This window comes from Nocardia salmonicida (assembly GCF_036142455.1).
Lineage (GTDB): Bacteria > Actinomycetota > Actinomycetes > Mycobacteriales > Mycobacteriaceae > Nocardia > Nocardia salmonicida.
Genome location: NZ_CP108014.1, coordinates 1,264,830 through 1,288,783, shown reverse-complemented (window position 1 = coordinate 1,288,783; position 23,954 = coordinate 1,264,830). Strand labels below are relative to the sequence as shown.

The 23,954-nt window shown below is 67.6% G+C and carries 15 protein-coding genes; 7 read left to right on the top strand and 8 right to left on the bottom strand.

The annotated features are described in order from the left end of the window. Position 1 precedes the first annotated feature (1 nt). Both OHS03_RS06220 and OHS03_RS06215 read right to left on the bottom strand, forming a co-directional pair. On the bottom strand, positions 2-865 hold the full coding sequence (locus OHS03_RS06220) for an ABC transporter permease (protein WP_328661478.1): 864 nt from the start codon (positions 863-865) through the stop codon (positions 2-4). After that, positions 865-1,806, bottom strand: coding sequence for an ABC transporter permease (locus tag OHS03_RS06215; RefSeq protein ID WP_328661476.1), 942 nt, complete (start codon positions 1,804-1,806; stop codon positions 865-867). The genes OHS03_RS06220 and OHS03_RS06215 overlap by 1 nt, the downstream gene beginning before the upstream one ends. Positions 1,807-1,996: 190 nt before the next feature. On the opposite strand from OHS03_RS06215, the gene OHS03_RS06210 reads away from it, so the two are divergent. From OHS03_RS06210 to OHS03_RS06185, 6 genes are read left to right on the top strand one after another with little or no spacing between them, the layout of a single operon-like run. Beyond that, positions 1,997-3,202 carry a cytochrome P450 gene (locus OHS03_RS06210; protein ID WP_328661475.1) on the top strand — a complete coding sequence of 402 codons (1,206 nt, stop codon included), beginning with the start codon at positions 1,997-1,999 and terminating at the stop codon, positions 3,200-3,202. Then, complete coding sequence (locus tag OHS03_RS06205; protein WP_062988485.1) at positions 3,202-3,999, top strand: SDR family oxidoreductase; 798 nt, start codon at positions 3,202-3,204, stop codon at positions 3,997-3,999. Before OHS03_RS06210 ends, OHS03_RS06205 begins: the two co-directional genes overlap by 1 nt. Further along, a complete protein-coding gene (locus tag OHS03_RS06200; RefSeq protein ID WP_328661473.1) occupies positions 3,996-4,223 on the top strand; it encodes a ferredoxin in 228 nt (75 codons plus the stop codon). The genes OHS03_RS06205 and OHS03_RS06200 overlap by 4 nt, the downstream gene beginning before the upstream one ends. Next, positions 4,223-4,774 carry a hypothetical protein gene (locus tag OHS03_RS06195; protein WP_063005268.1) on the top strand — a complete coding sequence of 184 codons (552 nt, stop codon included), beginning with the start codon at positions 4,223-4,225 and terminating at the stop codon, positions 4,772-4,774. The genes OHS03_RS06200 and OHS03_RS06195 overlap by 1 nt, the downstream gene beginning before the upstream one ends. Positions 4,775-4,779: 5 nt before the next feature. Next, on the top strand, positions 4,780-6,018 hold the full coding sequence (locus OHS03_RS06190) for a hypothetical protein (protein ID WP_328661471.1): 1,239 nt from the start codon (positions 4,780-4,782) through the stop codon (positions 6,016-6,018). A 24-nt stretch (positions 6,019-6,042) separates the two neighbouring features. Further along, the gene (locus OHS03_RS06185; RefSeq protein ID WP_328661469.1) at positions 6,043-7,653 is read left to right on the top strand and encodes an acyl-CoA synthetase; all 1,611 of its coding nucleotides are present in this window, start codon (positions 6,043-6,045) and stop codon (positions 7,651-7,653) included. Positions 7,654-7,722: 69 nt separating this feature from the next. Here OHS03_RS06185 and ligA read toward each other — a convergent pair whose 3' ends face one another. From ligA to OHS03_RS06155, 6 genes are all read right to left on the bottom strand, one after another. Beyond that, positions 7,723-9,714, bottom strand: coding sequence for an NAD-dependent DNA ligase LigA (ligA, locus tag OHS03_RS06180; protein ID WP_328661467.1), 1,992 nt, complete (start codon positions 9,712-9,714; stop codon positions 7,723-7,725). A gap of 58 nt (positions 9,715-9,772) precedes the next feature. Further along, positions 9,773-11,425, bottom strand: a complete 1,653-nt coding sequence (locus tag OHS03_RS06175; RefSeq protein ID WP_328661465.1) for a bifunctional 3'-5' exonuclease/DNA polymerase — start codon at positions 11,423-11,425, stop codon at positions 9,773-9,775. Between the two features lie 68 nt (positions 11,426-11,493). After that, positions 11,494-12,927 (bottom strand): MFS transporter, encoded by a 1,434-nt coding sequence (locus OHS03_RS06170; protein WP_328661464.1) that lies wholly within the window; start codon positions 12,925-12,927, stop codon positions 11,494-11,496. Continuing rightward, positions 12,924-13,640 carry a hypothetical protein gene (locus OHS03_RS06165; RefSeq protein WP_328661462.1) on the bottom strand — a complete coding sequence of 239 codons (717 nt, stop codon included), beginning with the start codon at positions 13,638-13,640 and terminating at the stop codon, positions 12,924-12,926. The genes OHS03_RS06170 and OHS03_RS06165 overlap by 4 nt, the downstream gene beginning before the upstream one ends. Beyond that, complete coding sequence (locus tag OHS03_RS06160; protein WP_062988561.1) at positions 13,637-15,043, bottom strand: condensation domain-containing protein; 1,407 nt, start codon at positions 15,041-15,043, stop codon at positions 13,637-13,639. Before OHS03_RS06160 ends, OHS03_RS06165 begins: the two co-directional genes overlap by 4 nt. Next, positions 15,043-21,474, bottom strand: coding sequence for a type I polyketide synthase (locus tag OHS03_RS06155; protein WP_328661460.1), 6,432 nt, complete (start codon positions 21,472-21,474; stop codon positions 15,043-15,045). The genes OHS03_RS06160 and OHS03_RS06155 overlap by 1 nt, the downstream gene beginning before the upstream one ends. 268 nt (positions 21,475-21,742) lie before the next feature. On the opposite strand from OHS03_RS06155, the gene OHS03_RS06150 reads away from it, so the two are divergent. Next, positions 21,743-23,953 carry an MMPL family transporter gene (locus OHS03_RS06150; RefSeq protein ID WP_328661458.1) on the top strand — a complete coding sequence of 737 codons (2,211 nt, stop codon included), beginning with the start codon at positions 21,743-21,745 and terminating at the stop codon, positions 23,951-23,953. The last annotated feature ends 1 nt before the right edge of the window (position 23,954 follow it).

The window sequence follows — 23,954 nt, the reverse complement described above, 5'->3', positions numbered from 1 at the left end:
ATCACCCGGTGAACGTGACGGGGGATTGAAATCCCCACAGCAGAATGGTGGCGACCATGTCGAGCGCGATGATCGCCACCAGGCTCGCCCGAATGGCGCGCCCGGAACCGATCCCCACGCCCTCGGGACCGCCCGTGGCGAAAAAGCCCTGATAGCAATGGATCAGCACGACAGCGACCGCGAACACCATCACTTTGACAGTCGCGGCGAAGACATCCCAGCCGACCACGAACTGCTCGAAGTAGTGGTTGTACGTTCCGGCCGGTGTCCCGTGGATGGTCGTGACGATGAAGGCGCAGGAGAAGTAGCTCAGGATCAGCGCGACCACGAATGCCGGTGCGACGGCGAAGATCCCGGCGATGACTCGGGTCGTCACGACGAACGGCACCGACCGGATACCGAGTGATTCGAGCGCGTCGATTTCCTCGGAGATGCGCATGGAGCCGATCTCGGCGGTCATTCGGCACCCGGCCTGCGCCGCGAATCCGATCCCCGCCGCGATCGGCGCGAGCTCGCGGGTCACCCCGAAGGCCGAGATGAGGCCGCTGAGTTGACCCAGGGACAACAGGTCGAGCGCACTGAACGCCTCGATGCCGATGGAGGCGCCCATGGCCGCGCCGAGCAACAGCATCAGCGGCACCACACCACCGCCGATGATCACCGAGCCGCGGCCCCAGGTCATGTCCGTCACCATCGTGATCGTCTGACGGCGGTAGTGCACGAGCGTGTAGGGCACCGACGAGAGCACCTGCCAGCAGAAGCCGAGCACGAACCCGATCGACTCGATCGGGCCGAACGGGCGAATGCCACGACGGCGCAGCCAGCCGATCCACCGCAGCGCGGCGGGATAATAGGGCGCGCTCATCAGGCCATCCTCACCGGGAAGAACATCGTGACGACCTGGGTGATCACGGTGTTCAGCACAACGGCCGCGGCGATCGACATCACCACGGCCGCATTGACCCCGTCGGCGACACCGCGCGGTCCGCCCTTGGCTTCCAACCCGCGTTGACAGGCGATCACGACGACCAGGAAGCCGAAGATCAGGGCCTTGACCAGCGATACCCACACGTCGATCGAGGTGGTGAAGGCGCCGAAGGACTGCCAGTAACTGCCCGGGGTGACGTTCAACGCCGACACCGCGACCAGGAAGCCCGAGCCGACGCCGATGAAGATGATCAGGATATTGAGCAGCGGCGCGACCAACATCATGGCCGCGATACGCGGCACCACCAGGCGTTGCACAGGGTCGATGCCCATCACCCGCAGTGCGTCGACCTCCTCGCGGACGGTCCGTGCGCCCAGGTCGGCCGCGATCGCGGCGGCGCCCGCCCCACCCAGCAGCATCGCGGTGGCCATCGGCGCACCCTGTTTGATGACGCCGAGTCCGCCCGCCGCACCGATCATCGAATCGGCCCCGAGTTCGGACACGATATTGCCGACTTGCGCGGAAACGATGACGCCGAAGGGAATGGCCATCAAAATACTCGGTACCGCGGTGACCCTGATCAGAAACCAGGCTTGCGTGAGCGTTTCGTGTACCTGGAATCGCCCGCGAATAGCGTCGATCACACCGATGTAGCTCGCTGCCACGCCGATACGCAAAGCCCGGCCCAGAGTCGCGACACTCGAAAGGACAGTGTCGGAGAAGTTTCGACGAATTATCTGCCCGGCACCGGCCTGTTCCCCGTCCTGCACATCTGTGTCACTCGCGTCCGTCGCACCACCGTTGACCGGTGCAACTTCGTCGTCTACCCGTGCCATGGCGGTGACGGTACCATATGATTTGGACCACATTCCAGACACTGGTCCAGATATTTGACCGGGCGGAAACTCGGCCACCACCAGCCGGTCAGCCCCCGCAAGACCCCTGAAAGCGTTGTGCCGAACTCGTGTCGATGGTACCGTCCAGACACATGTCCAGCTACCTGTCTCCCTCGGGGTTGTCCGCCCCCGCCACCGAAGGGGACGACCTATCGAAACCGGGGTATTCGCGATGACCAGCGCCACAGTGGAGCCCGTGACTTTCGACCCGTATGACTACGGATTCCACGAAGACCCGTACCCGACTTACCACCGATTGCGCACCGAGGCGCCGCTTTACCACAATCCGGAGCTCGATTTCTGGGCACTTTCCCGGCATTCCGATGTGCTCGCGGCATTTCGGGACAGCAATCGGCTTTCCAGCGCCAATGGCGTCTCCCTCGACCCGGCGGCCTGGGGCCCGCACGCCCATCGGGTGATGTCGTTCCTGGCAATGGACGATCCGCGACATATGCGGATGCGCAGGCTCGTTTTCAAGGGTTTCACACCGAAACGCGTAGCCGAGATGGAAGTACGGATCCGGGAGATCACCCTCGAGCATCTCGAGCCGGCGCTCGCGCGTGGCAGCTTCGACTGGATCGACGAGGTCGCGGGCAAGCTGCCGATGGACGTCATCTCCGAATTGATGGGCGTGCCCGAGCCCGATCGCGCCGAGATCCGCCGCTTGGCCGATCTGGTGGTCCACCGCGAAGAGGGCGTGCTCGATGTGCCCGTCGACGCGATCGACGCCTCGATCCGGCTGTTCGGCTACTACGCGGACATGGTCGCCCAGCGCCGCGCCGCGCCCAGCGACGATCTCACCTCGGCGCTGCTCGATGCCGAGATCGATGACGACACCCTCACCGACGAGGAGATCATCGGCTTCATGTTCCTGATGGTCGTCGCCGGAAACGAGACCACCACCAAGCTTTTGGGTAATGCGCTCTACTGGGCCGGCGCCAACCCCGCGGAGTACGCCAAGGTCGTCGCCGAGCCGGAGCTGGTCAGCGACTGGGTGGAGGAAACCCTGCGCTACGACACCTCCAGCCAGATCGTGGCCCGCACCGCGGCGGTCGACCTCGAATACCACGGCGGCACCATTCCGGCGGGCGCGAAGGTGCTGTTGCTGATCGGCTCGGCTAACCGCGATCCGGCGGCCTTCGACGACGGTGACAGCTACGTCATCGACCGCAGCAGCAGCTCCGCGCTCGCCAGTTTCGGTGCGGGCGTGCACTTCTGCCTCGGCGCTCATCTGGCCCGACTGGAGGCCACCATCGTGCTCGGCGAATTCGCCTCGCGGGTCTCGGCTTTCGACATCGACGCCGACGGCATCGCCCGAGTGCACTCCACGAATGTCCGTGGCTTCGCCAAACTCCCCATCACAGTAGAGGTCAGCTAGTGCCCCGATTCGAACCCCATCCCGACCGCAGGCCCGTGCTGATAGCCGGCGCCTCCTCCGGCATCGGCGCCGCGAGCGCCGTCGCGCTGGCCCAGCTCGGGCATCCGGTGACGCTGGGCGCGCGTCGAGTCGAGTTGTGCGAGGAGATCGCCGCCAAGATCCGCGCCGACGGCGGCGAGGCATACGCGCACCGGCTCGACGTCACCGACGCCGCGTCCGTGGACGAGTTCGTGACGGCCGCCGAGCGCACGCACGGTCCCACCGAGATCCTCGTCTCCGGTGCGGGCGATATCGAATTCTCGCTGGTGGGCGAGATGGACCCGGAGCGATTCCTGTTCCAGGTGCAGGTCCACCTCGTCGGCGCCCAACGCCTCATCCACCGGGTGCTGCCAGGAATGACAGCGCGGCGGCGCGGCGATCTGGTCGTGATCAGCTCCGATTGCGCCGACAATCCACGGCCGCGCTCCGGCGCCTACAGCGCCGCGAAGAACGGCCTCGAAGCGATGGTCGGCCAGCTGCGCATGGAATTGGAAGGCAGCGGCATTCGCGCGTCACTGGTACGGCCGGGCCCGACCCTGACCGGAATGGGCATGGATTCGACCCCCGAGATCGTCGGGCCGGTGCTGCGGGACTGGAAGGACTGGGGCTTGGCCCGCCATCCCTACATGCTGCGGCCGCAGCATCTCGCCGACGCGGTGGCGACGGTGGTCTCCGTCCCGCGCGGGGTCCACATGGTGCTGGTCGAGGTGCAGCCCGAGGCGCCCCTGCGGCCGGTGCCGGACGGAGGCGCGTCATGAGAATCGTGGTCGATCTGGATCTGTGCCAGGGACACGGGGTCTGCCAGGACGAGGCGCCCGCGGTCTTCACTGTGCCCAAACGCGGCCTGGTCGAGATCGTGGACGCCACCCCCGGCGCCGCGCAACGCACGGCCGTCGAGGCCGCGATCCGCTACTGCCCCACCCAAGCTCTGTCGATCGCCGACGGTGGCGAACCCGACTCCTCCGTGAAAGGCACAGACTGATGGCAAGTTTCGAGCGGGCCGAACTCGACGAGATGGTTCGGCGCTGGGTCGTGGAGAACCAGCGGTGCGAGGAGAAGGGCGACTGGAAGCCCCTCGCCGAGATGTACACGGTGGATGCGACCTACGGCTGGAACTACGGTCCCAAGCAGGAGTTCATGTCCGTCGGTCGCGACGAGATCCGCGATTACGCCCTCGGTCAGGAAATGCTCGGCCTCGAGGGCTGGACCTACCCGTACCAGGAGTTCGTCATCGACGAGCGCAGCGGCACCGTCATCGGCTTCTGGAAGCAGATCAACGAGGGCAAGCGCGCCGACGGCCGCCACTACTCCCCCGAGGGCATCGGCGGCAGCTGGTTCCGCTACGGCGGCGACTTCCAATGGTCGTGGCAGCGTGACTTCTTCGACTTCGGCAATGTCTCGGCGATGTTCCTCGACATGATCACCGACAACGCGCTCTCGCCGGGCATGCACAAGCGCATCGAACGCTCCGTCTCGCGTGACCCGCTGCCCGGCTGGTACCCTGTCGGCGAATCCCCCGCTTCCCTGTGGTGAGCCCGATGAGCAGCTACGCCGGGCTGTCCCGGCACCAACTGGCCGCGCTGGTCCCCGAACTGTTGCTGTGTGGTCACCTCATCGATCGGTCCGGGATGGCGCACACTATCGCCGCCTTCGGCCGGGAGGGGATGACGGCGGTGGCCATCGAGGAGTGGCAGCTGGCCAGCCCGATCTACACCCGCCGGATGCAGCGGGCCCTTCGCTTCACCGGCGACAGCGTCGAGACCATCTTCAAGGGGCTGCAACTCGATATCGGCGCGCCGCCGCAGTTCATGGACTTCCGGTTCCGGGTCGACGACCACGATCACGGCGAGTTCTGGCTCGATCACTGCGGTGCGCTGGCCGATGTCGAACCGATGGGCGAGGAATTCGTGGTGGCGATGTGCCACGACATCGAGGACCCCACCTTCGACGCGACAGCGCTGGCCACCAATCCGCACGCCCAGGTTCGGCCGGTGCACCGCCCACCGCGCCGGCCCGCCGACCGCACCCCGGTGTGCGCGTGGACAGTGGTCATCGATCCCGCGCACGTCCCGCCCTCGGTGCCGCGCAATGCCGCGCTCCTCGCGAATTCCGTTGCCGCGGGGCTGGAGTTGGCCGAGATCGATCCCGGCGACGAGGGCATGGCCGACTACACCGGGCCCCTGCTGAGCGATCTGCGGTTCGCCGATTTCTCCCACGCGGCCCTGCGGCGGATGGCCGATGAGATCTGCCTGCAGCAGCATCTGCTGACCCTCGGGTTCATGGTCGCCATCAACGAACGCGCCGACGCGGAGACCGCTCTCGGGATCGGGCGCAAGCAGTTCGCCGGGATCGCCGGACTGACCTCCGAGCGCATTCGTCGATGCCTGGCCCTCGGCGACGATCCGCACGCGCTTGCCACGGTCCTGCGCCTGCATCCGGCGCTGAACCCGGTGAACTACACCGGAGTCGACATCGCGGTGCTGGCCTCCGGTGTGCGCCTGCGCTTCCCGCACGTCAGTGGGGCTCGAACCGACGGGGCCTGGCCTTCGATGCTGACACCCGAAGACCTGCGTCCCCTCGATGCCCTGGTCCGCGGGGTCAACCCACGCTTCGTCGCCCGTGTCACGGCGACGGACCAGCACGGCTGGACCGTCGACATCGACCTGGCCGAGCAACCGTTCCGAGAAGCATCCGAGGTCGCGGTGACCCGCTTCAGTACCGGTGCGGGCTTCTCCTTCACCGACCGCGGAAAACCCCTGCCACTCACCGTCGTGTGAGAGATCGTCAAGAGATGGACTGACATGGCCAACAACTTCGCCGACCTGTTCGAACACTCCGTCGACGCCATGCCCGATCGCATCGCCCTCATTCAGCGCGATCGTCGAGTGACCTTCCGGGAGCTCGATATTCGGGCCAACCGCCTGGCCAACCAGTTGGCCGAGTCGGGCGTCGGCCGCGGCACGCACATCGGCTTCCAGATGCACAACAGCATCGAGACCATGGAGACGCTGCTCGCCTGCTTCAAGCTGGCCGCCGTGCCGATCAACATCAACTACCGGTACGGCCCGACCGAGCTGGCCTACGTCTACGGCAACGCCGACCTCGAGGTGCTGATCTACCACGCCTGTTACGGCGAGACCGTCCGTGCGGCCCTCGAGGCCACACCGACTGTGCGCCAATCGATCTGCGTCGACGACGACCGTGATGTCGGTGTACCGGGCGCGGGCGCGGTCCTGTACGAGCAGCTCGTCGCGGCGGGAGACCCGGTCCGGCCCTCGGTCACTCGCACCGCGGACGACCTGTTCATGATGTACACCGGCGGCACCACCGGCATGCCGAAAGGCGTCATGTGGCGTCAGGAAGACATGTGGCGTGTGCTCGGCGGCGGGGTCGACTTCTACAGCGGTGAACCGGTGCGCGACGAGTATCAGCAGTCCGAGACCGGCGCCAAGGGCGTGCCTGCCATCTGGTTCGTGCTCCCGCCGCTGATCCACGCCGCGGCGATGATGCCGACGTTCAACGCACTCTGGTCGGGGAATACGGTGCTGTTCGAGCCGCGCTTCGACCCGGCGCGGGTGTGGCAGTCCGTTGCCACGCACCAGCCGCACGTCATGGTCATCACCGGCGACGCGATGGCTCGCCCGCTCATCGACACCTTCGTCGAAGCACCGGTGGACGCCTCCTCGCTGCTCGTGATCGCCTCGGGGGCCGCGCTGCTGTCGCAGCCGGTGAAGAACGCACTGCTGGAGCAGTTTCCGACGTCGATGGTGTCGGACTCGATCGGCTCGTCCGAAACCGGTTTCGGCGGTATCGGTTTCGCGCAGAAGGACGACGATCCGGCGCGCGGCCCTCGGGTGCAGACCGGGCGCGGCGCGGTGGTCGTCGACGAGGACGGGCGGCCCGTCGCTCCCGGCGAGGAGGGCTGGCTGGCCAAGACCGGCGCGGTCCCGCTCGGCTACTACAACGACCCCGAGCGCACCGCCCGGCTGTTCAAGACGGTGGACGGCGCCCGCATCGTGGTCACCGACGACCGCGCCCGCGCCGAGTCCGACGGCTCCATCACCCTGATCGGCCGCGGCAACATGGTGATCAACACCGGGGGCGAGAAGGTGTTCCCCGAGGAGGTCGAGGCCGTGGTGAAATCCCACGACGCGATCTACGACGCGGTGGTCATCGGCGTCCCGCACGAACGGTGGGGCCAGCAGGTCGCCGCGATCATCTCGATCGCCCCCGACCGCACCCTGGACTTCGATGCCGTGCGTACCCACCTGCGCCCGCACCTCGCCGGGTACAAGATCCCCAAACGCATCTGGATAGCGGAAACGATCTCCCGCTCCCCCAGCGGCAAACCCGACTACCGCTGGGCGAAGGACTACGTCACCGACCGCGCCCCGGACCACCGGACCGATTGAGAAGACACTGTCGACACAGCGGTATCCGCTCCCGAACTCGGCGGATACCGCTGTGGCGCCTTTCGACCGTCAGATGACCTTTGCGTCGATCAGCAACGTCCAGATCTCACCCTGGTCAACGACCTCGACGCCGAGCTTCTCGGCCTTGGCCAGCTTGCTGTCACCGACCCCGGCGCCGGTGATGAGCATGTCGGTGTTGGCCGAGACCGAGGACGCGGCCGTCGCCCCAGCCTGCTCACAAAGGCGCTGAAAGGTGGGGCGAGCGACCTTTTCGCCGGAGCGCGGGTCGCTGATCGCACCGGTGATCACCACCGTCTTGCCCTCGAGGGGCGCGCCCGCCGCGATGACCGGCGGCAGGTCCTCTTCGCGCACATCGAGACTGACGCCGAGTTCTCGTAGGCGGTCCAGTTCCGGACGCAGTCGCGTCAGGTGCGCGACCAGGGAGGCGGCGACCTTCGGGCCGATGTCCTCCACCGCGACCAGTCGTTCCTCGCCCGCGTCGGCGACCTCCTCCAGGGAGCCGAAGCCCGACCGAGCCAGGCGCGCGGCGGTGCCGTCGGAAGCCATCGGAATGGCGAGGCCGATCAGGGCGCGGCGCAGGCCGACCTGACGGCTGGCGTCGATCGAATCGATCATGCGCGCGGCGGAGACCTCGCCGACGCGGTCGAATTCGAGCAGCCGCTCTTTGGTCAGCGTGTAGAAGTCCGACGGACTTTCGAGAATGCCCGCCTCGGCTAGGCGTTCGATCCACACTCCCCCGATGGCGTCGATGTCGGCGGCCGCGCGCGAGGCCCAATGGATCAGCCTGCGCACTGTTTGCGCGGGACAGGAAACGTTGGTACAGAACAGTTCTCGGCTGTTGCCCTGCTCGGTGACCGGCTGACCGCACGAGGGACACACGGTGGGCGAGATGATGTCGAGTTCCTCGCCCGTGCGCTTGGCGGCGTCGAGCACACCCGCCACGAACGGGATGACATCACCGGCGCGGCGCACCAGCACCGTGTCACCGACCTTGATGTCGCGAGCGCGGATCACCTCTTGGTTCGCCAGCGTCGCCTTCGTGACCGTCGTGCCGCCGACGAACACCGGCTCGAGCCACGCGACGGGGACGATCTTGCCCGTCTTGCCGACATCCCAGATCACCTCGCGCAGCAGCGTGGTCTTCTCCTCGGCGGCGAACTTGAATGCCAGCGCACCCCGCGGGGAGTTCGACCGGGTCCCTGCCGCCGCGTAGGCATCACGGTCGGCCAGGCGTAGTACGGCACCGTCGATGTCGTAGTCGAGATCATTGCGACCCTGCTCGATCTCGGTGATCGCGGCCTGCGCCTGCGCGGCATCGGCGCACAGGCGCATCTGCGCACCCGCGACGCCGATCGCGCGCAGCCCTTCCCCGAGGTCGTGCGCGGCGTCGTCGGCCGAGGTGTCCAGGTCGAAGCCGAAGAACTGTAGACGCCGCTCGGACACGGTGGCCGGGTCCTTCGCCCGCAGGGTGCCCGCCGCGGCATTGCGCGGGTTGATCAGCGGCTTGTCCGGGTGCGCGGCGTTGTAGGCGAGGAAGGTCGACCGCAGCATCACCGCCTCGCCACGCACCTCGACGCGGCCGGGCAGCTCGATCCGCTCGGGGACGCCGTCGACGAGAGCACGGACCAGTGGGGTCACGTCGTCACCGGTGGTGCCGTCGCCACGGGTGACCGCACGCGCCAGCCGCCCCTTCTCGAAGACCAGGGCCAGCGACAAGCCGTCGAGCTTGGGCATCACGACCACCGACTGACCCGGGAAACGACCGAAGAACGCCTCGACCTGCTCCGGCTTGGTCGCCTTCTCCAGCGACAGCATCGGGCGTGAGTGCCGTACCGGGGCGTGCAGCACGGCGGGCGCACCCACCTGTTCGAGCGGATTCGGGTCCGGTGCGAGGTCGGGATGCGCCTCGATCAGGGCTCGCAGCTCGTCTTCGATCGCGTCGAATTCCGCGTCGGCGACCAGCGGCGCCCCCTGGTAGTAGGCGTCGCGCAGCGCCACCATCCGGTCGGCGAGTTCTTGGATACGTTCCCCTGTTTCCACAGGCAAGACGCTACCGATACCCACCGACAACTGGCGCAGGTGGCGCGCGGCGACCGTCCTACTTGGCGTCGCCGTAGCACTGGACGACCGCGGTGGTGAACGGGAACCGGACCGGCGTCTGCCCGAAGACGATCCGGCCCGCCGCGTCGGCGGCGGCGGCGATCGCTTCGGCCACCGCCGTGGCTTCCTCGGTCGGGCAGTGCACGATCACTTCGTCGTGCTGGAAGAAGACCAGTTCCGCGCGCAGGTCGCGGATCGCGTGCCGGATTCCGGCCAGTACCAACAGGGCCCAGTCGGCGGCGCTGCCCTGCACCACGAAGTTGCGGGTGAAGCGGCCGCGGGCGCGGGCGGCGGAATCGGCGCGGGTGTCGCGGGGCGCGTCCGTGTCGTCGAGCCCGACCGACAACGGCGTGCAGGTGCGACCCAGCCAGGTGCGCACCAGGCGGCCTTCCTCGCCCGCGTGCGCCGCGTCGTCGACATAGGCCACCGCGGCCGGGTAGCGCCGGCGCAGGCCGGCGAGGTGGGTCAGGGCGTCGCCGGAAGTCTGTCCGTAGATGGCGCCCAGTAGCGCGATCTTGGCTTGGTCTCGATCGCCGCCGAATCCACGAGCCGCCAGGTCCGCGTAGAGGTCTTCGCCACGGCCCGCCACCTCCATCAGTCCGGGATCACGCGAGATCGCCGCCAGTACCCTCGGCTCCATCTGGTCGGCGTCGGCGACCACCAGCGACCATCCCGGATCGGCCCGGATCGCTTGCCGGATGATCTTCGGAATCTGTAGTGCGCCACCACCATTGGTGGTCCAACGCCCCGATACTGTGCCGCCGGGGAGGTACTCGGGGCGGAAGCGGCCGCCGTGCACCCACTGCTCGAGCCAGGACCACCCATGCGCCGTGTACAGCCGGTAGAGCGATTTGTAGGCCAGCAGCGGGGCGACAGCCGGGTGGTCGATCTGCTGGATCTCCCATTTCCTGGTGGAGGACAGCAGGATTCCGGCGCGACCGAAAGCTCTGATGATGTCGGCGGGCAGATCGGGCCGGACTCGTACCCCTGGCCCGAACGCCCGCGACACCTCCTCGGCCAACTCCGCCATCCGCCGCGGTTCGGATCCACCCGGAAAGCGCTCGCCCAGCATCGAATCCAAGAGTTCGCGGTGTACATCGGCGCGCCACGGAATGCCGAGCTGCCCCATCTCGACAGCGACGAGCATGCCCGCCGATTCGGCGGCGAGCAGCAACCGCATGCGCTCGGGATGCTCGGCCCGAGCGGTGCGCGCGACCTGTCCGGCATAGACCGCCAGCAAGGCGGTGAACTCGTCGATCCCCGGCGGCAGCGGCACCGGGCCCGATTCGAACAGCGAGGGCTGGGTCTCGGCGGCCCGCGCGGGAGCATCCGGCGGGACAGCCAGGTTGTGCAACCGTGCCCAGCCCGCCGCCAGCGAGCGCGCCTGCCCCGCCTGCCCTTCCTCGTGTCCGATCAGCAGAGACTCCGCCGCCTGGACGTCGTAGCACCGTTCGACCCACACGCCCGCCGCCAGCAGCGCACGGTAGATCTCGGCCGTGGACCGCCATACCCACCGTTCGACGTCAGGACGGCTGCGCACCGCCTCGACGAGCGAGGGCTCGTCGAGGACCGGTCCCGCCGGGTGACCGTCCTGATCGAGCGGACACAACCGAACGCCGCCGTCGCCCGTCTCCGCTATCGCCCATCTCACCTGCCGGAGTCTGGCACCGGGGTACGACAATCAGCGGCAACCGCACGCCGACGACCAGCGCCGACACCTCAGGAAACGCTGACCGCGGCCTGTTCTCGACGCGCACGCGACGGCATCGCCAAGGTCAGCACCGCGAGCACCATCGCGACGACGGCGATAGCGCCCATCATCATGATGCTGCCGCCCAGGCTGTGCGAGCTGAAGAACACCGTGGTCAACACCGCGAGGCCGACAGCATTGCCGATCTGTTCGATGGTCGGCAGCACACCGGAGGACTCGGCCATCCGATTCGCGTCCAACCCGGACAGCATCATCGGTTGCAGTTGCACGCCGAACAGGCCGACACCGAATCCGGCCGCGAACACCGGACCGGCACAGAGCAGCGCGTTCGCCACACCGTCGACCAGGTACAGGTACACCCCGCCCGCGGCGATGCACCCGCCGAACAGCGCGATCCCGGCGGCCAGCGCCCAGATATCCCAGCGGGGAACCAGAATCAGCGAGCCGAGGGCACCGGCGCCCGCACCGAGGGCGAACAGGGTCATCACCATGCCGGTGAGCAGCGGCGAGTAGCCGAGCACATCCTGCATGGTGATCGAGGCGGCGAACACGAACGCGGTGAACAGTCCGAAGAAGGTGCCGACCAGCACCGAGCCGATCCGGAAACCGCGGTTGCCGAACAGGTCGAGGCGCACGAGCGGGTCGGCGCCGCGTGCGGTGCGGGCGCGCTGCTGAGCGAGGAACACCGCCGTCAGGACGAGCCCGGCACCGGTCACGGCGACGAGGTCGAGCCGCCACCCGTGCTCCTGGATCTGCGCCATGCCCGCGATCAGAGCGAACAACCCGAGCCCGGACAGCGCGGCGCCGACCAGATCGAGTCGGTCACGACCGACCGGGCTGTTCCGGTCCAGGAATTTCCATGCCAACCCGAACGCGAACAGCCCGATCGGAAGATTGATCAGGAAGACCGACCGCCACCCCCACCCCCCGATGTCGATGGCGAGCAGCACGCCGCCGACGATGGGCCCGAGCATTCCGGCGAATCCGGCCACTCCCCCATAGAGCGCGAAGACCAAGGGATGGCGTTCGCGCGGAAAGCCGGCGGTGAGAAGAGCGATCGTCTGGGCCGCCATGCCCGCACCCGCCGCGCCTTGGACCACGCGCGCGATGACGAGTTCAGTTGGGCCACTGACTAATCCGCACCACACGGAGGCGGCGGTGAAGGCGACCACCGACACCAGGAACATCGTGCGTCGACCGACCATCGCACCGATCCGCGCGGCGGTGAGCAGGGTACAGGCGAACGCCAGCGCATAGCCGGAGATCACCAGCAGCTGCGCCGATCTCGACGCACCGAGGTCCGCGGTCAGGCTCGGCAGCGCGGTGTTCACGATGGTCACGTCGATCATCTGCATGAACACCGCGATCAGACAGGCGCCGAACGCCAGCCACGCACCGAGCTCGGGTATCGGCGCCTTCGCGACCCCGGTGGTTTCGCTCATGACACCAGTTCCATCGTGGCGCGCGGGGCCGACATCGACATCTGGGTCGGGAAACTCAGCTGCACCATCCGATGCGGCGCCGCCACCTCGAACAGCGCGATGAACGGCGGCACCACCGAGCCGACCATCTTGTCCAGCATCCCGTTCACCTGCTCGAAGCCGGGCCGCAACCGCACCTGCCAACACGGGAACACCCCGGCCGTCCCCGCGAAGACGACTTGTTTCTCCACCCGGACCAGCAGTGGCCAGTGCACGGAGGACGCGAGCCACACGTCGACCGTTTCGATCAGCCCGTCGGCGAAGTCCAGTCCGCGCAACATGGTCAGCCCGGCGGCTATCGGCATCACATTCGGGGGGAACGGGCCGGGCAGGCCGCCGAACTGCAGATGCACGGTGTCGACGAAATTCACCTCTTCTCGAGAAACCACCGTCGCTCCCGACCGTGTCTGCGCGCGATAGCTTTCCGCGTGCAGTCGCCCGTCGATGCGCCCGATTCGCTGTTCGACCGTCATGACCAGTGCACGGTCGCGCCCACTCTTGTCTTCCGGACTCGCCTCGATCGTCGTGTGGTAGCCGCCCCGGTCGTGCACGACGACGTGGGATATCTCGAAGCCGCCGGGCTCGCCGGAGATGCCGACGCGGTATCTCGACTTCTCGCCATCGGGAATACCGGGATCACGAAAGATGGTCGGTTCGAACTCTTCTCGGATCATGGGTGCTCCGTGGCGCTGTCGATAATGGCTCCGAATACGGACTTCATGGCGGCCAGGTAGCGCCGCACCGACTCCTGCGCGACCGCGGTGTCGGGGAAGATGACGCTCAGCGTCGTTTGCCCCGGTAGCCGGTTGATCCAGATGAGGGCTTCCTCCGAGGCGGCGCGGTTGGCGAAGACCCCGGCTTTCATGCCGTCGAACAGCTCGTTGCCCAGAAATTCCCTCGCGTCGATGAACGAGATCATCGGGGTGACCCACCCCGGCTCGGCCTTGATCTCGGAATCAGCGGGCAGCAGGTCGAGAACACGGTGAAAAGAGGTGGGCGCCAACAGCAGTCCACTGTCGTAGGCCCGTTGCGCGATCATGAGCGCGCGGGCGAACGTGGTGCGTTCGCTGAGCGGGAACGCGACCGGAACGAGCGTCACGTACCAGCCCACCGAATTGTTCTCGGCTGCGGTGGTCCTGGTACTGACCGGGGTCATGCCGAAGTAGTAGTCCGAACCGACCAGCTCGCGTTCGGCCAGTGCGGCCGCGGCGAACACGCCGCCGACGAATTCGGCGCCGTTGGCCCGGCAGACCTCGTCGAATCGATCGGCCTGTTCGTCGTCGAACAGCACGACACTGAGGTGGGCGCTGCGATGGTAGCCGTCGGTCTTCTCGCCCAGATCGAGCGGGAACACCGGCAGCCGATTGTCGTTGCCACGCAACAGCGCCAGCCACTTCTTCACCCCAGCAGAGGACAGGCTCTGCTGCTCACTGAAGAGTCGTTCGTTGCGGCAATAGTCGAGATAGCTCGCCGCGGGAGCGAGCGGTTCGGCCTCGTCCCACAGCTGCGCGGCGTAGAGCTGGGCGAAGTCGGCCGCGGACAGGTACTGCCCGAGACCGTCGGTGTGCAGATGGTCGACGGCCAGATACACGGTGGTGGAATCGCCGTGCTCGATGGTGCCGAAGGTGAAGCAATCCCATTGGAACGGGCCGGGTGTCGTCTTCTCCACGTGTCGGCAGATCGACTCGGGGTCGTCGACATGGCCGTAGTCGACCGGGACGAACTCCACATCGGCCTCCGGCACCAGATGGCGCCGGACCGTGCCATCCGGTTCGACGGCGAACCACGTGCGAAAGGTGTCGTGGCGCATCAGGAATGCGTGGATCGCCCGGGTGATGGCGTCGCGGTCGAGGTCACCGGTGGGGATCTCGGCGGTCACCAGGCACAGGCCGGAGAACCGGAAATCCGCGCCGCCGTGCCGGTCGGCCAGACGCAGATACTGCTCCTGCTGCAGCGAGGGCGGCGCCGGATGGGCCGGCGCCCCGGCCGCGCGCGCGACCGAGTCCGCCGAGGCGAACCAGGTCACGAGCCGACCGGGAGACGGGCGCCATTCGTCGATCAAACCGAAGTCGACCATCAGTGCGATCCCGCCATCGAGACCTCCGCCGATCGGTCGACGGTCCACCGGTCGGGCACTTCGACACTTGGCGGGGCGGATTCACCGGGCACGGACGCCACCTCCGGAAGCGGCGGTGTCACAGTGGGTTCGGAGGCGAGAATCAGCTCCGCGACCTTCGGGCCTGCCTGTTCCAGGCTGAACGAACGACCCATCTGCATCGACATCAGGTCGATGCCGAGCGTCTTGGTGACCCGCGCACCCAGTTCGACCGCCATCAACGAGTCGAGCCCCAGCTCGGGCACCGGCACCGTCATGTCGATCGACTCGACCGGAACCCCCATGACAACGGCGAGTTCGTCGGCCATCTTGCGGGCGATGGCGGGTCCGCGCTTGGCCTCCTCCATCGCGGCGAGTTCGGCACGGAGCCTGGCCAATTCGGAGGTGTCCTTGGCCGAGGATTGAGCCAGGGCGGCGGTGCGGCCGGTGCGCACCAGCTGCGGGAAGGTTCCGGTCAGTTTCGCCCAGTCGGTGGGGATGATCGCCGCGTTCGTCACGCCGAGGCGCAGGGCCTGTTCCAGGTAGGCGGTGGCGTCGGCCATGTCGATCGGGCCGAACCCCACCAGGTCCAGATACTTTTCGGCGGTTTCGTCCGAGGCCATGCCGCCCGAGGCGCCCGACAGGTGGCCCCAGCCGATGCACAGTGCGCGCTCACCGGCGGCGGCCCAGCGCCGTGCCAATGTCTCGACGGCGACGTTGGCGGCGCAGTAGTTGTACTGACCGTAGATCCCGTACATCGAGCCACCCGAGGAGCACAGGACGAACATGTCCAGGGTGATGCCCGCATCGGCTACCGCCTGGTGGATCACCTGCGCGCCATGGACTTTGGGACGATAGACCCGGTCGAGCTCGTCGATCGCCATGCTGGCCAGTCGGTTGTCGGCCACCGCGCCCGCGGCGTGGAACACCGCGCGCAACCGATGGTGTGCGCTGTGCGCGCGATCGATGATCGCGGCGACGGCGTCGGCATCGGTCACGTCGGCGTGTTCCTCGATCACCTCGATACCCACCGCGCGCCACGCCTCGAGCTGGCGCTGCGCCGTCTCGGTGGCGGCGCCGCTGCGCCCGACCAGCACCAGCCTGCGCGCACCGCGCATCGCCAGCCAGCGACCGATCGCCATGCCGAATCCACCGAACCCGCCGGTGATGAGATAGCTTCCGGCGCCGTCGATGTCGAGTGGCGGCAGGTAGGGCCGCACGGGCGGTTGCGGGTCGTCCATCCGCAGCGCGACCCGGCCGACGCGCGAGGACCGCAGGGTCTCCTCGAACGCCTGGCTCACCTCGTGCGTCTGGAACATCTGGTACGGCAACGGGGTGTAGACGCCCTCGGTGACCTTCGCGAACACCCGCTGCAGCAGTCGTGACAGTCGTTGCGGGCGCACCGCGACCAGGCGGTCCAGATCCATCGAGTAGTAGGCGAGATTCTTGTCGAAGTTGGCCAGTTCCAGCAGACCGCCGGTGTAGATGTCGGCCTTGCCGACCTCGACGATCCGCCCGAATTCGGCTGCGGCGTTGAAGTTCTGGCGCAGGATCTCACCGGGCGCGCTGCTGACGATCACGTCGGCGCCTGCACCGCCGGTCAGCGCGAGGACGTCGTCGACGAAGTTGAGCGAGCGCGAGTTCACCGCGAAGTCCGCGCCCATGGCCAGTACGTGTTCGCGCCGCTCGGGTGAGCTCGCCGTGCCGATGATACGGGCGCCGATCGACTTGGCCACCTGGATGGCCGCGGTACCGACACCGCCTGCCGCGCCGTGGATCAGCACGGTCTCGCCCGCTTCGAGGCGCGCCAGGTCGTGCAGAGCGTATTCGGCCGTGCCGAAGGCGATGGTGCTGGTGCAGTAGCCGGGATCGGTGTCGGCGGGCACGATCACGGCCAGCGCCCGATCGACGACGGCGAATCTGCGCATCATGCCCTTGGACGCCACCGCGACCTTGTCACCGACCGCGACATCGGTGACCTCGGCGCCGACCCGCACCACGGTGCCGATGCCCTCCATGCCGGGCACGGTGCCGAAATACGTGGGTGCGAGTTCGCGTTCGCCGAGCAGTCCGATGACCTTGAGCGGATCCTTGTAGTTCAATCCGATCACCGCCATCGCGACCTCGATCTGGCCCGGCGCGGGTTCCGGACGCGGGCACTCACGCCACGCCACCTGCGAGAGCATGCGCGTGCGTGGCATGTCCAGCTCGAAGTTCACCTCCGGATCGGCCAGCGGATGCGACGTCTCCAGCTCTTCGATGCGCTCGGGCAGCGGCTTGGTCACCATCGGCGCCAAGCGCTTGCCCGCGCGCAACAGCACCTCGTCGCTGTTGTCGAGGGTGAAGGCACCGGGCACACCGAGTTCGGTGACGAGTTCGCCGATCGTGGTGGCGGGCTCGGTGTCGATCAACCGCCAGCGCAGTGGGGTCTGCTCATTGAGCAGCACCCGGCGGCCGCCGGCGAGCGCGGCCTGGCGCGGGTCCGGTTCGACCTCGCTAACGGGAGCCATGAAGGCGGATTCGGTCACCAGCGTGGCGTGCACGTTGCCGTCGCCGAAGCTGATCTGCGGCGGGGCGCCTTCCACGGTCGGGGTGACGTACTCCGACACCGCGACCGCGACGCGCTTGAGCGTCCACAGGTCGGCGACGTCATCGGTACCCGCACCGACCACGACGCAGACGTGTGTGCGCTGCGTGTCGTCGGCTTTCGCCGCCGCCAGATTCGCGACGAGATCGGACTCCAGTTCGTCGCTGTTCGGGTCGACGAGCAACACTCGCGACCCGGGAATCGCGGCGGCGAGTTCGGCGGTGCGTGGGCTGTCGCCGAGCGCGACGATCAGGGTGGACACCGACCCGGCTTCGGCCAGTGCCGCGGGGTCGATCGGGTCGCGCTCTTCGAGCACCTCGGTGTAGTAGAAGTCCGCCATCCGGTGCAGTGGGCTGTCACCGGGCTTGAGCGCGCCGATCTGTAGGCCCGTCAATCGCGCGACCAGCTTTCGGTCCCGGTCGAGCAGGTCGACATCGGCGCGCAGGCGGGCGCCGGGGTCGCGGCGGGCGACGACGGTGATCTCCGCGGGCAGTTCGGCGAGCAGCCGCACCGCGTTCACTCCCACGGGCACCATGACGCCCTCGTTGATCCGCTCGTCGGCGAAAAGCATCGCCGCGCACTGCATCGCGGCGTCGACCACAGCCGGATGCGCCAGATGCCCCGACCCTCGGGCGATACTGCCGTCGACGGTGGCCAGCACGACGTCGCGCCCGACCCGCACCGAGGTCACCCGCTGGAACGTCGGACCGTACTGCAGGCCGGCCGAGGCAAGGCCCGCGTAGAACATCGCCGGGTCGACATCGACACCGATCTCGATGGTGGGCAGCTCGACGTCGGTCTGTTCGTGACTGCCGGTCAACGAGCGCCCCGTCGAGTGCACCGTCCACGCCGTACCGGTGGCGCTGCGCGATCTGATCAGGAAGCGGCCGCTGGCCTCCTCCACGCTCATCGCGACCAGCGGAACATCGGGGGCGCCCATGATCAGCGGTGCGACGAACCGAACCCCTTCCAGCGCGACCTGTTTGCTGCCGATCCGGGCGGCGGTGGCGCTCAGCGCCGCGTCCAGGTACGCCGCACCCGGCATGATCTTGACGCCGTTGACGACATGGTCGACCAGCCACGGCAACAGTTCGGTGCCCACCTGCAGCAACCACTCGGGACGACCCTCCACATCGGGGTCGCCGAGCATGGCGTGGCCGCCGGGCGTGCCGAGGCGGGCCTGCTCGAACAGTGGCAGCGCCGAGTGCAGACGGGTGCGCTGCCAGGGATACCGAGGCAGCGGCACGTGCGCGGTGGCGCCCCGCTCCGCCGGGAACAGCAGCCCACGATCGAGCACACCGGCGGCATGCAGGCCGATGAGCGTGCGCCGGAAGCTGTGCGAATCGGACTGCTCGCGGTCGAGGGTGGGCACCGTGGTGCCGTTCACGTCCGCGTCGACCAGCGCTTCGCGGATGTTGCCCGACAGCACCGGATGTGGACCGACCTCGAGGAAGATCCGATTGCCCGCGGCGATCAGACTCCCGATCGCGGCGAAGAACCGCACCGGCTGACGGACATTCGACCACCAGTACTCGGCGTTCCAGTCACCCTCGGTGACCAACTCGCCGGTCACCGAGGAGTACAGCGGCACCGACGGCGCCTGCGGCGCCAGATCGGCCAGCGCCGTGCGCAGTTCGTCGTGGATCGGATCCATCAGTCGGCTGTGATAAGGCACCTCGACCCGCAGCCGACGGGCGAATATGCCGTCCTCCGTGAGCTTTTCGGCGATCTCGTCGAGCCGGTCGACGTCGCCGGACAGGGTCAGCGACGTGGGGCTGTTGATCGCCGCGATGTCGACGCGCGGATCGCCGACGATGAGCGCGTCGGCCTGCTCCTCGGTCATGCCGACGGCGAGCATCCCGCCACTTCCCGCGGTCGTGGCCTGCAATCGCGCCCGGTGATAGGCCACGCGCACCGCCTCGCGCAGTGACAGCATGCCGCTCACATACGCCGCCGACACCTCACCCACGCTGTGTCCGACGATGGCCGCGGGGACGATGCCGTATTCGGCCAGCTCGCGCACCAGACCCACTTGGACGAGGAAGTTCGCGGGCTGGGCGACCTCGGTGCTGGTGACCCGGGACTCGTGCTCCGGCTTGCTCAGTTCTTCGATGATCGACCAGCCCGCGATCGCGCGGAATTCCGCGTCGATCTCCGCGGCGGTCTCGGCGAACACCCCGCCGGCCGCGAGCAGACCACGGGCCATCTTCCAGTGCTGGGGACCCATCCCCGAGAACACGAACACCGGCTCGGCGGCGCTGGAGGAGACTGTGCGGCTGGCGTCGCGGCCGGTACCCGACGCGTACTCGCGCAGTTCATGGACCAGTTCGTCGGTGGAGCCGTCGAGGAGGACGCCGGTGCGGAACGGGTGGTGCGACATTCGGGTCCACGCCGCTTCGGCCAGTTGATCCGGGTCGGCCCCCGTGGTGATCAGGTCGGCGAACCGGCCCGCCAACGCGCGCGCGGCGCCGGTACTGCGGGCCGAGATGGGCAGGATGCCGAGGTGGCGGGCCGGTTCGGTCGGCGATGCGGAGGCGCGGAACTCCTGCAGGATCGCGTGGGCGTTGGTACCGCCATAACCGAAACCGTTGACCGCCACCGACATCGGCGCGGCGTCGGCGGGCAGCGGTTGCGCCTCGGTCTGCACGTGCAGGCCCAGCTCGTCGAAGGGGATGTCGGGGTTCGGATTGTTCAACCAGCCCTGTGGCGGCAGCGTGCGATGTTGCAGCGCCAGTGCGGCTTTGATCACGCTGGCCACGCCTGCGGCGGCCTCGGTGTGCCCGATCGTCGCCTTCACCGAGCCGACGCCGATGGTGCCGGTGCGCCCGGACGGTGCGCCGAAAACCGCACCGAGAGCGCGCAATTCGACCGGATCGCCGACCAGCGTTCCGGTGCCGTGCGCCTCCAGGTAGGTGATCTCGTCCGGTGCCAGGCCCGAGCGTTCGCAGACGGTGCGGGCCAGCGCCTCCTGCGAGTCGGCGTTCGGCACGGTGATCGCGGTTGTTCGCCCGTCCTGATTGGACCCGGTGGCCTTGATCACGGCATAGACGCGATCACCGTCGCGGACAGCGTCTTCGAGCTTCTTCAGCGCCACCATGCCCGCGCCTTCACCACGACCGTAGCCGTCGGCAGAGGCGTCGAAGGACTTGCAGCGGCCGTCGGTCGCCAGGAAGCCGCCTTTGCACATGAGCACGAAGGTTTCCGGCTGCAGCATCACATTGACCCCGCCCGCCAGCGCGACCTTGCAGTCGTCGTTCTCCAGCGCCTGGCAGGCCAGGTGCAGCGCGACCAGCGACGAGGAACACGCGGTGTCGACGGTGATCGCCGGCCCGACCAGGTTCAGCGCGTAGGCGATCCGATTGGACAGCATCGTGTAGGAGGCACTGGCCGGGGTGTGCATGTCGGTGTGGAACAGCGCGGGGCCGACCACGCCGATCACCGACTGGTCGACGACGAAGCCGCCCACATAGACCCCGACCCGTTCGCCGGCCGAGCGCCCCGCGATCCCGGCGTCGTCGAGGGCCTCCCAGGTCACCTCGAGCATCAGCCGCTGCTGCGGGTCGAGCACCGTGGCCTCGCGCGGCGAGATCCCGAAGAAGTCGGGATCGAACTCCCACGGATCATTGGTCATGAAGGCGCCGTGCTTGGTATAGCTGCGCCCCGGCGTCCGTGGCTCGGGGTCGTAGTAGCGGCGCCAGTCCCAGCGATCGGCGGGCATCTCCACCACGCCGTCGCGCTTGTCGACGATAAAGTCCCAGAACGATTCCGGGGAGTCGATCCCGCCCGCGAACCGACATCCGATTCCGACAATGGCAATATCCGACACGTGATTTCCTCCGGTTCGACCGGCCTGTGGCAATGACCGTTGGTGTCAACGTAGAAGCCCACCACCGTGGCGATCGTCCGATTACCGACCTCTGGAATTTCGGACGGGTAATAGCGCGCCCCTCTGTGATCGGGCCCATATAGCCGAGTCATGCCTCACAACACGACTCGGAGAGTCGTTGTGACCGGCCGCAACATTGCGCGGTAGCGACCGAAAAGGCTACTGACAGTGACAAGTTCGACACATCGCGAGCAGTTGGGAGGCGAATGTGTTCGCCGAGTTGACACAGTGGGCAGACACCGTCGTGCGTCGGCGATATTTGGTGATCTTGATTATGGTGACCGGATTGCTGGCACTGGGAACTTACGGGCTCGGGCTGGGCGCGGATCTGAGTTCGAAAGGATTCGACGATCCGTCCTCGGAATCGGTTCGTGCGGCGCACGTGCGCGACAACGCATTCGGTCGTGATCACAGCAGCGATGTGATCTTGTTGGTTCGAGCGCCCGAAGGCGCCACAATCGACGATCCAGCATTTACCGAAACAGTCGTGGCAGGACTGAACAGTCTGCCGCAGCGTTTCCCGAACGAAATCGACCGGATCAACGGCGCGTATTGGCCGACCGATACCGGCGTGGCGCTTCCCGACGTCTTCGGCTCGCCCGAACGTGACTACGCGTTCGCCTCGGTCGCGGTCAGCGGCCTCGATCCCACCGAACAGGGCCGCAACTACCGCAAGATCGCCGAGGAGTTCGTGATCCCCGGGGTCGAGGTCGAACTCGCCGGCGGGCAACCGGTCGCTCTCGCGTTGAACGACACCATGGTTCAGGATCAGCGACGCGTGGAGTTGTTCGCCATCCCCGCGGTCGCGATCCTGCTGTTCTTCCTGTTCGGCGGCGTCGTCGCGGCGGCGCTGCCGCTGATCATCGGCGGACTCACCATGCTCGGCGCATGGGGGCTGCTGCGCTGCCTCACCGCGGTCACCGAGGTGAACTCCTTTGTCTCCCCGGTTGTCTCGATGATCGGCCTCGGCCTGGCGATCGACTACGGGCTGTTCGTGCTCAGTCGTTTCCGCGAGGAACTCGCCGACGGCCGAACGGTCGACGACGCGGTCCGGCGTTCGGTGACCACGGCGGGGCGCACGGTGTTGTTCTCGGCCTTGATCGTGGTGGTCGCGGCGGCGGGCATTCTGGTGTTCCCGCAGGGCTTTCTGCGATCGTTCGCCTACGGCGCCATCATCACCATCTCGCTGGCGGCGCTGACCTCGATCACCCTGCTACCCGCGATGCTGGCCGTGCTGGGCAGGCGAGTCGACTGGCTCGGCGTCGACTGGTTCCGCAAACCGGTCGCCGGCGACCGTGTCCCCGACAACAGGTGGGGCCGATTCGCCGCGGGCGTCATGAAACGTCCACTGGTGGTGGCGATTCCGATCTGCCTCGGACTGCTGCTGCTCATCGTCCCGATCCAGAATCTGGCCTTCGGCTCCATCAACGAGCGTTTTCTCCCGCCGACCCATCCGACGCGCATGGCCCAGCAGCACTTCGACGAACTGTTCCCGCTGCGCCAGATCGACCCGATCGACCTGGTCATCATTACTTTCGACCCCGATACCGCCGAGACCGTCCGCGCCGACGCCAACCACGCCCCCGGCATCGGCGCGCCGTTCGCCGAGCCGATGCAGTCGCCGTTCCAGCCCCAGGTTCTCACCACCCACACCGTGCTCGCCGGTTCCGACAACGCCGAGGCGACCGTCGACTATCTGCGTTCGATGCCGCTGCCGCCCGGCACGACACTGATGGTCGGGGGCAATCCCGCCGTGGAGAAGGACAGTATCGACGCGCTCGTCGAGCGGATGCCGCTGATGATCGCGTTCGTCTTCCTGGCCTGCACGCTCCTGATGGCGCTGACATTCGGTTCGCTGATACTGCCGCTCAAAGCCGCCGCCTTGAACCTGCTCGGGCTCGGCGCCACCCTCGGCGTGCTGACGTGGGTCTTCATCGATGGGCACGGCGCGGGGTTGCTCGGCTTCACCCCGCAACCCATCATGTCGCTGGTCCTGGTCGTCATCGTGTCGGTGGTCTACGGGCTGTCGACCGATTACGAGGTATTCCTGCTGTCTCGCATCGTCGAAGCCAGGGCAGCGGGAGCATCCACGACCGAAGCGGTGCAGGCGGGTATCGCCCGTACGGGCCGCATCATCACCGCTGCCGCGCTGATCCTGCTGGTGGTCACCGGCGCGTTCGCGTTGTCGGATCTGCTGATGATGCAGTACATCGCCCTCGGCATGGTCACCGCGCTGTTCATCGACGCCACCATCCTGCGGATGCTGCTGGTGCCCGCGTCCATGCGCCTGCTCGGGGACGCCTGCTGGTGGGCGCCGGCGTGGCTCACACGCCTGCAGCCCACTCACGAACACGAATCTCTCGCCCACTCGACACCTTCCGGAGCTGCTCCGACGCCAGTCCGCGGCGACCGGGACTGAC

Excerpts from the sequence above, each read along its gene's own strand:
- OHS03_RS06210 (WP_328661475.1), top strand. The coding sequence starts at position 1,997 with ATGACCAGCGCCACAGTGGAGCCCGTGACTTTCGACCCGTATGACTAC.
- OHS03_RS06190 (WP_328661471.1), top strand. The coding sequence starts at position 4,780 with ATGAGCAGCTACGCCGGGCTGTCCCGGCACCAACTGGCCGCGCTGGTC.
- OHS03_RS06195 (WP_063005268.1), top strand. The coding sequence starts at position 4,223 with ATGGCAAGTTTCGAGCGGGCCGAACTCGACGAGATGGTTCGGCGCTGG.
- OHS03_RS06160 (WP_062988561.1), bottom strand. The coding sequence starts at position 15,043 with ATGGTCGACTTCGGTTTGATCGACGAATGGCGCCCGTCTCCCGGTCGG.
- OHS03_RS06185 (WP_328661469.1), top strand. The coding sequence starts at position 6,043 with ATGGCCAACAACTTCGCCGACCTGTTCGAACACTCCGTCGACGCCATG.
- OHS03_RS06200 (WP_328661473.1), top strand. The coding sequence starts at position 3,996 with ATGAGAATCGTGGTCGATCTGGATCTGTGCCAGGGACACGGGGTCTGC.
- OHS03_RS06165 (WP_328661462.1), bottom strand. The coding sequence starts at position 13,640 with ATGATCCGAGAAGAGTTCGAACCGACCATCTTTCGTGATCCCGGTATT.
- OHS03_RS06170 (WP_328661464.1), bottom strand. The coding sequence starts at position 12,927 with ATGAGCGAAACCACCGGGGTCGCGAAGGCGCCGATACCCGAGCTCGGT.
- OHS03_RS06220 (WP_328661478.1), bottom strand. The coding sequence starts at position 865 with ATGAGCGCGCCCTATTATCCCGCCGCGCTGCGGTGGATCGGCTGGCTG.